This window comes from Paenibacillus sp. TY11 (assembly GCF_059772165.1).
The window spans coordinates 466,380-475,000 of sequence record NZ_JCBAIQ010000001.1; the positions used below are offsets into that span (position 1 = coordinate 466,380).

The 8,621-nt window shown below is 46.2% G+C and carries 7 protein-coding genes (1 of these 7 only partly in view); 6 read left to right on the forward strand and 1 reads right to left on the reverse strand.

Annotation, left to right across the window (positions count from 1 at the left end; genetic code table 11):
• Positions 1 to 16 precede the first annotated feature (16 nt).
• The 4 genes from yaaA to gyrB are packed head-to-tail and all read left to right on the forward strand — an operon-like array spanning position 17 to position 3,615.
• A complete protein-coding gene (gene yaaA / locus AC6EJC_RS02055) occupies positions 17 to 235 on the forward strand; it encodes a S4 domain-containing protein YaaA (RefSeq protein WP_007433253.1) in 219 nt (72 codons plus the stop codon).
• A 54-nt stretch (positions 236 to 289) separates the two neighbouring features.
• Positions 290 to 1,405 carry a DNA replication/repair protein RecF gene (recF, locus tag AC6EJC_RS02060; RefSeq protein ID WP_444952501.1) on the forward strand — a complete coding sequence of 372 codons (1,116 nt, stop codon included), beginning with the start codon at positions 290 to 292 and terminating at the stop codon, positions 1,403 to 1,405.
• Between the two features lie 16 nt (positions 1,406 to 1,421).
• Positions 1,422 to 1,673 (forward strand): extracellular matrix regulator RemB, encoded by a 252-nt coding sequence (gene remB, locus AC6EJC_RS02065; protein WP_007433255.1) that lies wholly within the window; start codon positions 1,422 to 1,424, stop codon positions 1,671 to 1,673.
• A 31-nt stretch (positions 1,674 to 1,704) separates the two neighbouring features.
• Positions 1,705 to 3,615: a DNA topoisomerase (ATP-hydrolyzing) subunit B gene (gyrB, locus tag AC6EJC_RS02070; RefSeq protein ID WP_061830445.1), complete on the forward strand. Its 1,911-nt coding sequence runs from the start codon at positions 1,705 to 1,707 to the stop codon at positions 3,613 to 3,615.
• 141 nt (positions 3,616 to 3,756) lie between these two features.
• Here gyrB and AC6EJC_RS02075 read toward each other — a convergent pair whose 3' ends face one another.
• A complete protein-coding gene (locus tag AC6EJC_RS02075) occupies positions 3,757 to 4,584 on the reverse strand; it encodes a YheC/YheD family protein (RefSeq protein WP_444952502.1) in 828 nt (275 codons plus the stop codon).
• Between the two features lie 466 nt (positions 4,585 to 5,050).
• On the opposite strand from AC6EJC_RS02075, the gene gyrA reads away from it, so the two are divergent.
• Both gyrA and AC6EJC_RS02085 read left to right on the forward strand, forming a co-directional pair.
• On the forward strand, positions 5,051 to 7,612 hold the full coding sequence (gene gyrA, locus AC6EJC_RS02080) for a DNA gyrase subunit A (protein WP_444952503.1): 2,562 nt from the start codon (positions 5,051 to 5,053) through the stop codon (positions 7,610 to 7,612).
• Positions 7,613 to 7,827: 215 nt separating this feature from the next.
• Positions 7,828 to 8,621, forward strand: the 5' portion of a protein-coding gene (locus AC6EJC_RS02085; protein ID WP_444952517.1) for an HD-GYP domain-containing protein. The gene runs 295 nt beyond the window's last position; the window shows 794 of its 1,089 coding nt (coding positions 1–794); the start codon lies at positions 7,828 to 7,830; its stop codon lies off the right edge, out of view.

Genomic DNA, 8,621 nt, shown 5'->3' on the forward strand with positions numbered 1-8,621 from the left:
AAAGGATGAACAAGCCTTGAAACGGATATCTATACAGACCGAGTACATCAAACTCGACCAATTTTTAAAGTTAGCCGATTGTGTATCTACAGGAGGCATGGCTAAAGCTCTGCTGCAGGAGGGACAAGTCCGCGTTAACGGTGAACCGGAAGAACGTCGTGGAAGAAAACTGTACCCGGGTGATACTGTAGAAGTAGAGGACAATGGAAGTTTCGAAGTTACGGCAGGAGCGTGATCGCCTGGATGGCAAGGACTCCTTTTAGGTACGGAGTAACAAGGGGGACCCTATGTGTTTGTGAACAACATTGTTTTGCAGCAGTACCGGAACTATGAACAGCTGGAACTGAATGAATTTGGGCCCGTTAATTTGCTGATCGGACAAAATGCGCAGGGCAAAACGAATCTGGTAGAGGCGATTTTTGTACTGGCTTTAACCAAAAGTCACCGAACGTCCCGCGATAAGGAGTTAATCTCTTTCGGGGCTACATCCACTCATCTAGCTGCCGATGTGGATAAAAAATACGGCAAAGTCAGGCTGGATCTCTCGTTATCCACACAAGGCAAAAAAGCAAAGATCAACGGACTGGAGCAGCGAAAGCTAAGCGATTTTATCGGTTCGTTAAATGTGGTCATGTTTGCACCTGAAGATCTGGAAATCGTCAAAGGAACACCGGGGGTTCGCCGCCGGTTTCTTGACATGGAAATTGGACAGGTTGCGCCAGGATATCTGTATCATTTGCAGCAATACCAGAAAGTACTGGTTCAGCGAAACAACTTGCTCAAGCAAGCTTGGGGTAAAGATATGGCGTCGGTGCAGCTGATGCTGGAGATATGGAACGAGCAACTTGTTGAGCATGGTGTTAAAATTGTTAAAAAGCGGAAACAATTTATAACAAAGCTACAAAAGTGGGCTCAGGCCATTCATGAAGGGATCGCGGGTGGGACAGAAGAGTTAAAATTAACCTATGTTCCCTCCTTCAGTGAGCCAGAGGAAGAAGATGAAGCTGTCTTATTGGAGCGATTTATGATAAAGTTATCCCAAATGAGGGAACAGGAAATCCGCCGTGGCATGACTTTGGCGGGACCCCATCGTGATGATTTGGCCTTTGCCATTAATGGCAGAGAAGTGCATACGTATGGTTCTCAGGGGCAGCAGCGGACGACGGCCCTGTCCTTGAAGCTGGCTGAAATAGAATTAATTCATGAGGAAATTGGTGAATATCCTATCCTGCTGCTGGATGATGTTTTGTCCGAGCTGGACCCCTATCGTCAGACTCAGCTGATCGAGACTTTCCAAAGCAAGGTACAGACCTTTATCACGGCAACCGGGATTGAGACTTTGAACGCAGAACGACTCAAGGGTGCCAATATTTATCACGTCCACGACGGGCATGTGGAACACTAAGGAGTGAGTGACCGCTATGTATATTCATCTGGGTGGAGAAAAAATCATCCGCTCGTCAGAGCTTGTGGCTATTTTCGATATCTCGATTGAAAAATCCTCTAAAATCTCCAAGCAATACGTGAACCACGCCCAACAGCAAAAGCATGTCGAGATGATTGGCGAAGAGGAAGCCAAGTCCATCGTAGTGACTCAGAATACGGTGTATTATTCCCCCATCTCCTCAACAACACTCAAAAAGCGGGCAAACCAGTTTGTTGCCAATGCTTAACCATAGAATCTTATAGAAGTAGGTGAAAGGCATGTCTATGAATCAACCGTCTTATGATGCGGGCGAGATTCAGGTCCTTGAGGGCCTGGAAGCGGTTCGGAAACGTCCCGGGATGTATATTGGCTCCACGAGCGCCAAAGGTCTCCATCATCTGGTCTGGGAAGTTGTGGACAACAGCATTGACGAAGCGCTGGCGGGTTATTGTGACAGCATTCAAGTTGTCGTTCACGAAGATAATAGCATTACCGTTACAGATAACGGTCGAGGTATTCCGGTAAGTGAACACGCCAAAATGAAAAAATCGGCGCTGGAAGTTGTAATGACCGTGCTTCACGCAGGTGGTAAATTTGGAGGCGGAGGGTACAAGGTATCCGGTGGTCTGCACGGGGTTGGTGTATCCGTAGTGAACGCTCTCTCCAGCAAAATGATCGTTCATGTTAAACGGGACGGACATCTGTATGAGCAGGAATATCACCGTGGTGCTCCGCAGTATGATGTCAGAGTCATCGGTGACACAGACGAGACGGGTACCCAAACGACCTTCTATCCGGACGATCAAATCTTTACAGAAACGACCGTATATGACTATGATACGCTTCAGACACGGATTCGTGAGTTGGCTTTCCTGAACAAAGGCATTGCAATCAGCTTGACCGATGAACGGACGGGCGCCAGTGATACATTCCACTACGAGGGCGGAATCAGTGAATATGTGCAGTTTTTGAATCAAAAAAGAGAAGCGCTTCATGAACAGCCGATTTATGTCGAAGGCTCGCGTGATATGATTCAAGTCGAAGTTGCATTGCAATATAACGACAGCTATACCGAGAATATTTATTCTTTTGCTAACAATATCAACACCCATGAGGGCGGAACTCACGAATCAGGTTTCAAGAGTGCATTAACCCGGATTATTAACGATTATGCACGCAAAAATGGCTTAATTAAGGACAACAATGCCAACTTGACCGGTGACGATGTGCGTGAAGGATTGACGGCGATTATCTCCGTCAAAATTCCAGAACCACAGTTTGAGGGTCAGACCAAGACAAAACTGGGTAACAGCGAGGTGCGAGGGATTGTCGAATCCCTGTTCGCAGAGAAACTCCAGGAATTCCTGGAGGAAAATCCGTCTGTTTCCCGCCGTGTGGTTGATAAATCATTACAAGCAGCACGTGCCCGGGAAGCAGCGCGTAAAGCGCGTGAGCTTACACGTCGTAAAAGTGCGCTGGAAATCAGTTCGCTCCCAGGCAAGCTAGCGGATTGTTCCTCTAAGGATGCTTCGATTAGTGAACTGTACATCGTCGAAGGTGACTCAGCAGGGGGATCGGCCAAGCAGGGGCGTGATCGTCACTTTCAAGCTATTTTGCCGATTCGCGGTAAAATCCTGAATGTTGAAAAGGCACGCTTGGACCGCATTTTGTCCAGTGATGAAATTCGGTCGATGGTAACAGCAATGGGTACAGGGATCGGAGACGACTTTGACATCGCCAAAGCCCGTTATCACAAGGTCATTATCATGACAGATGCGGATGTCGATGGTGCCCATATTCGTACGTTGTTGCTGACGTTCTTCTATCGGTACATGCGTAAAATCATTGATGCAGGCTATATTTATATTGCCCAGCCACCACTATTCAAAGTAGAGCGTAACAAAGTTGTACGTTATGCGAACTCCGAGGCGGAACGTGATGAGATCATCAGGGAATTTGGAGAAAATGCGAAGTACAATGTACAGCGCTATAAAGGTTTGGGTGAGATGAACGCGACCCAACTTTGGGAAACCACAATGGACCCTGAGAGCCGTACTATGCTTCAGGTAACTGTCAGTGACGCGATGCTGGCTGATACACTGTTCAATACCTTGATGGGTGATAATGTAGAACCTCGTCGTGACTTTATCCAGGAACATGCTAAGTATGTGAAAAATCTTGATTTTTAATGTGTGATGTTCCTTCCTAGTGGCTGTATTACGTGCTCATTAGGTAGTATTTTGTAAGAGTTCACAAGGGGCGCCCAAATGGGCGTCCCTTTTCTTGTCATTAACCAGCCCGGGTGTATTTGAATATTTAATCTCAGTGTTTTAGGCTTTTTTCTTAGAGCGTACGGGTTTACCCGTAGATGAAGAGTACCGGCCGTAGCCTACTGCATATCTGAATATTTTATGATAGAGGCTTTTGTTTGGAAGGGAGGAGAACACCTTGATTGCTGGCCTCGTATTAACCTCCAGAATCCACGGATAGTTTTGCTGATCCAGTCCCACATCTAATCCAATTTCCCTTAAACGTGGGTATCTTTTTTGCAACTGCCAGGCTACCCGTTCACCCATTTTCGATAATTTTTGCTCCAGTCGTACAGCTTCCTTTACATCCATGTATGGAGCGACCAGCTCATTGAAAAAGCGCGTTGTCCCACCGCTGTGATGATTGGTGACGACTTTGTCAGGAGCAGCTACGCGTCCTACAATAAGCGTTGTTTCCCATTGGTGTCTCAAGTTCATCTGGGTTAATACTCTCAGATCGAAGGGGCGTGCCTCATGCTGAAGAAGGGGAATCCCGCGTTGGATCAGATATGGACGTTTTCGTATGCGGGAAGAAACCACCCTATGCAGCTCTTCTAGATTTTCGAAGGTGAGGGTATCTACTTCATAACGAAGCACATACCAAGTCCTCTCTCCGATGATTCCTTCTTCTGTCGGCGGAAGCGGCTCCGTGAGCCTTTCTGCACGCATAACCCCTTTTCCATAAGTACCGTTATCTGGCTTAATATAGACAGTCCCATACACCGTCAACATTTCGTTCAAGTGCTCAAACGTGTACAAACGTGTTTCCGGTACATAAGCGGCCAATGTCGGATTGGGGAGAATGGCATTTGTTTTGGTCCACTTACTGGATACTCGCTGAATAGACAAGTATTCTCATCCCTTTCTTTTCGAAATATGAGTCATGTGCTTGGAATTCACAACACTTTGACAAAACAAGGGAAACTAAAGGACAAGCGCGTAAAACAATGATATAATAGAGAAATACGGCGTTTTTCGGAATTTTGCTAAGTGAACCCTGACCGTATACGTATTGTATGTGGAAAAGGCCCTTAGGGTGGGGGCTAATCCCCAGCTCTAGGGAATTTGTTATAATCAGGGCTTGTGAGTTGTACAAGAGAGTAGCGATCTGCTACAGGCAGAAAGAGAATGACGAGGGATTTACGCTGTAAAGAGGACAGATGCGTTTAATTGTGCTCTTTTTGTGAAAGTAATATAATTATACAGATGAGGATTTCAGCCAAAATCCTGCGCAGAGAGCGGAGTGTATAGGCAGTATCTTGTTAGGCTTTTCACATAGAGAGCATTGTATTGAAGGATAAGAAGGAGGACCAGCATGGCGGATCAAAATAACTCGCAAATCATCAATAGGGATATCGGAGTGGAAATGCGCGAATCCTTTATGGATTATGCCATGAGTATTATTGTTAGCCGTGCCTTGCCTGATGTGCGGGACGGACTGAAGCCGGTACACCGTCGTATTTTGTACGCGATGTCCGAGCTAGGCATGTCGCCAGATAAGCCTTACAAAAAATCGGCAAGAATCGTCGGCGAAGTTATCGGTAAATATCATCCTCATGGTGATACGGCTGTATATGATACGATGGTGCGGATGGCGCAGGATTTTTCCTTGCGTTATATGTTGGTGGATGGACACGGTAACTTTGGCTCCGTGGATGGAGATATGGCGGCTGCGATGCGTTACACCGAAGCGCGGTTATCCAAGATTGCCATGGAAATGCTCCGTGATTTGAACAAAGAGACCGTTGATTTTATGCCGAACTACGATGGTGAAGAGAACGAGCCCGTCGTATTACCTGCACGTTATCCTAACTTGCTGGTGAATGGCGTCGGCGGGATTGCAGTCGGGATGGCTACCAATATTCCTCCGCATAACTTGGGAGAGGTTATCGATGGTGTACAAGCATTGATCGAAAACCCTGACATTACGCCGATGGAACTTATGGATTATATTCAAGGGCCCGATTTCCCGACAGCAGGTTATATCTTAGGGCGCTCTGGCATTCGTCAGGCGTACCAGACTGGCCGCGGATCTGTGACCATGCGTGCGAAGACCACCATAGAAGAGATTGGCAATAAAGCACGGATTATCGTGCATGAGCTGCCTTACCAAGTAAATAAGGCTCGTCTGGTCGAGAAAATTGCTGAATTAGTACGTGACAAACGTATTGAGGGCATTACGGATCTTCGGGATGAATCGGACCGCACGGGTATGCGTGTCGTTATCGAGTTGCGTAGGGACGTGAACCCGAACGTCGTTCTGAATAATTTGTTTAAACATACGGCCATGCAGTCGAATTTCGGTATTAATATGCTTGCCATTGTAAACAACGAGCCGAAGATTTTGAACCTGAAAGATGTCTTGTATCATTATCTCAAACATCAGGTTGAAGTTATTCGTCGTCGTACAGAATTCGACCTGAAAAAAGCCGAAGCTAGAGCACACATTCTGGAAGGCTTGCGTATTGCTCTTGACCATCTGGACGAAGTTATTGCCTTGATTCGTTCTTCACAAACTGCAGAAGCAGCTCGTGAAGGACTGATTGAGCGTTTCTCGCTCACTCTTGAGCAGTCTCAGGCTATTCTCGATATGCGTCTGCAACGCTTAACCGGTTTGGAACGTGAGAAGATCGAGAACGAATATAACGAGCTAATACAAAAGATTGCGGAATACCGTGAGATTTTGGCGAACGAGCATCTGGTACTCAACATCATTAGCGAAGAGCTGAATGAACTTAAAGGACGTTTCGCTGATGAACGTCGCACTGAAATTACAGTGGGTGAAGAGAGTATTCTGGATGAGGATCTCATTCCGCGTGAAGATGTTATTATTACTGTAACCCATACGGGATATATCAAACGTCTTCCTGTTACTACCTATCGCAGTCAAAAACGCGGTGGTCGTGGTGTAGTGGGTATGGATACCAAGGATGAGGATTTCGTAGAGCATCTGTTCATTACGAATTCACATCATCATTTGTTATTCTTTACCGACAAGGGTAAGGTATATCGGATTAAGGCCTATGAGATTCCTGATCTAAGTCGGACAGCTCGGGGGACACCGATTATTAACCTGATTCAGATTGAACAGGGTGAGTCGATCAATGCGGTAATTCCAATCGAGGAATTTGTGGCAGATAGCTATCTATTCTTTGCGACCCAGCATGGAATCATAAAGAAGACACCACTTGATGACTATGCAAATATCCGCAAAGGTGGCTTGATTGCCATTAACTTGCGTGAAGATGATGCCCTGATCGAAGTGAAGCTGACTGACGGACAGCAGGAAATGATTATTGGTACGGCACAAGGCATGTCTATCCGTTTCCCTGAGAGTGATGTACGGTCTATGGGCCGTAGCGCTACAGGGGTTAAAGGGATTAGTCTTGATGAGAGCGATGCTGTAATTGGTATGGATATCGTGGATACCAACCTGGATATCCTGATTGTAACGGCCAAAGGTTATGGCAAACGTACCCCTGTTGTGGATTATCGTATCCAAAGCCGTGGAGGTAAGGGGATCAAGACGATTAACGTTACGGATAAAAATGGTCCGGTTGTCGGCCTCAAGGTTGTAAAAACCGAAGAGGATCTGATGATCATTACAGCTAGTGGCACCTTGATTCGGACTAGCATGGGGGAAATCTCCACGATGGGTCGGAATACACAAGGGGTAAGGCTGATTAATATCCGCGATGATGATTCAGTTGCAACTGTTTGTCGAGCGAATAAGAATGAGGAGCAGGATGAACTGCTTGAAGAGCTATTAGAGGATGGGGAAGCTGGCGAGGGTTCTACGTCATCTGCTGAACCAACTCTCGAAACGAATACAGAGGGTGCGGAAGGCAACGATCCAGAATCTTCTGAGGACGAATAAGACCCCGAACATGGAAACAACAGGAGTTAATAAATTTTAGATGGAGGAGACTCTCTGACTATTTGTCGGGGAGTCTTTTTTCTTTTTCGGGCTGACGAATTCAGACAAGTATGCTTTAAATGGCATAAAATGAATGTACAGGATCATTTCCAAGTAATATAATGACATCATAACTGGCAGCTGGAGCAGCTGTTGTGAGAACAGAGAGGTTGACCATGACAACTGTACCCGTATCCGATTTAAAAGCAGGACTTAGATTGCAAAGCGACGTATTTACAGAAATGGGCAGTTTGCTGCTACCGAAAGGGCGCATTCTGCTACCGCGTGACTTGGAGATTTTACAGGCGTTCCTGATCCAGCAAGTAGAGGTAGGGACGGATGATCTTGCAAAATCCAGTAGCGAGTCTACCACTGCTCGATCTGGAACAGCTGAATCGCAAGAACCATCGTTAGATGAGCGGGATGAATCTGCACAATTTCAGGATGAGTATGACAAAATGGTAATGCTCGTGAAGAATGCATTTCAATCGGTACTCGTCTCTAATTTATCTATATATGAACTGCGGGGACAATTGGAGTCCTTACTGGCGCACATTCACCGCTATAATGTAATGACATATACTCCGCCTGCTATGATCGAAGTTGACTATATTTTTCACAATGCCGTGCTAACTTCCCTTACTTCCTACTCCATTGCGCAATGGATTGGGTTGCCTCAAAAGGACTGGATGCAGGTGGCTTTCGCCGGATTACTTCATGATATAGGGAACGCTAAAATGGACCCGGCCATTCTGTACAAGCCGTCCAAACTAACGTGGGAAGAACAAGAAGAAATACGTCATCATACATCACTAGGATACCAGTTGCTTAAAAATGTGAAGGCCATTAACGAAGGTGTGCGTTTGGCAGCTCTTCAGCATCATGAGAAAGTGGACGGTACCGGATATCCGCTACGTCTTAAAGGGGAGCAAATCCACATATACGCTAAAATCGTCGGAGTGGCTGATGT

Excerpts from the sequence above, each read along its gene's own strand:
- remB (WP_007433255.1), top strand. The coding sequence starts at position 1,422 with ATGTATATTCATCTGGGTGGAGAAAAAATCATCCGCTCGTCAGAGCTT.
- gyrB (WP_061830445.1), top strand. The coding sequence starts at position 1,705 with ATGTCTATGAATCAACCGTCTTATGATGCGGGCGAGATTCAGGTCCTT.
- gyrA (WP_444952503.1), top strand. The coding sequence starts at position 5,051 with ATGGCGGATCAAAATAACTCGCAAATCATCAATAGGGATATCGGAGTG.